The organism is Vibrio sp. 2304 (genome assembly GCF_033339475.1).
GTDB classification, from domain to species: domain Bacteria; phylum Pseudomonadota; class Gammaproteobacteria; order Enterobacterales; family Vibrionaceae; genus Vibrio; species Vibrio alginolyticus.
In genome coordinates this window covers 1-545 of record NZ_JAWOUQ010000119.1, presented here as the reverse complement: position 1 = coordinate 545, position 545 = coordinate 1, and the positions used below count along the sequence as shown (strand labels likewise).

1 pseudogene is annotated in these 545 nt (G+C 64.8%); it reads right to left on the bottom strand.

The features are described from left to right. A pseudogene (locus R7P64_RS24565) lies at positions 1–545 on the bottom strand (aminotransferase class I/II-fold pyridoxal phosphate-dependent enzyme); the annotation flags it as partial.

Below are 545 nucleotides of genomic sequence, written 5' to 3'. Positions count from 1 at the left end.
GAGAAGGTCAGATACTGGTGCACCTTGCGCAGTTCGGCGCTGATGGCCGCCGGGGCCACGCAGTAGCCGACCTTCCAGCCGGTCATATGAAAGGTTTTGCCAAACGAAGAGACCGCCACCGCCCGCTCGCGCAGCTGCGGATGCGCCAGTACGCTGGCGTGGCCGCCATCGGCAAAGCAGATATGCTCATAGACTTCATCGCTCAGGACATAGATCTCGCGTTCGGCGATCGCCTGCCACAGGGCGGCAAAATCCTCGCGCTGCCAGACGGTGGCCGAAGGGTTGTGCGGGGTGTTGAGGATCACCAGCCGGGTTTTCTCGCTCAGGGCGGCGGCAAATTGCCGCCAGTCGACGCGAAAATGCGGCGGCTGCAGCGCAATACGACGTAACTCGCCGCCGGCCAGCGCCACCGCGGGGGCGTAGCTGTCATAGCTGGGATCGAAACAGATCACCTCGTCGCCGCGGCGCACCAGGGCGGTGATCGCCGCATACAGGGCCTCCGTCGCGCCGGCGGTGACCGTGATCTCGCTGTTAACGTCGGGCTA